This window comes from Clostridium sp. DFI.1.208 (genome assembly GCF_024463855.1).
Taxonomy (GTDB): Bacteria; Bacillota_I; Bacilli_A; order Erysipelotrichales; family Erysipelotrichaceae; genus Clostridium_AQ.
Map to the genome: position 1 here is coordinate 1 of NZ_JANGCA010000180.1, position 591 is coordinate 591.

Below are 591 nucleotides of genomic sequence, written 5' to 3' on the forward strand. Positions count from 1 at the left end.
AACAGTAAGGACAGAGCGACACCGCCGAAAGCGGAAAGTGACTTCATCGTATTCCCGGATACATTGAAAAAGGGAAGCATAACGATCAATGAAAACCAGATCACAAAGAAGCAGGAAGAAAGTGATCCGACTGCAGCGGCGATCGATGCAGACATCAAGCATCCGGTATCCGATTTCCAGAAGGCGGATGGCAGTGCGACAGATCTTGTCTATGAAAAGGGAAGCACATGGGGAGATCGAAACTTTGCGGTAGAGCTGGTGTTCTACGATAAAGATAAGAAAGTGCTCACTCGTGCAGATGGTAGGAGTACGAGCGTCGCGGTACCGGAGACTGCAGGCTTCATGAAGGTGTTCATCTATCGAGTGAATGCGATGAGTGAGACAGGCTATATCTGGGAAGCGATGCTGAAGGATGACAGTGCCGAGCATATCACAGCCAAGCTGAAGGCGGATATCACCATGATGACACAGATCACCATGCAGCTGCCGACGAAGATCCAGCTGACACTGGATGATCAGGTGATGAAGCAGAGCACGAACAATGAACAGGCGATCAATAAGAGCAGTATGCCGATGGAATTCGGGATCGAT

The 591-nt window shown here is 49.6% G+C and carries 1 protein-coding gene; it reads left to right on the forward strand.

The window, feature by feature from the left end; translation table 11 throughout:
- Positions 1-591: hypothetical protein (locus NE665_RS23935; protein ID WP_256302709.1), on the forward strand; the 591-nt coding region annotated here is incomplete at both ends.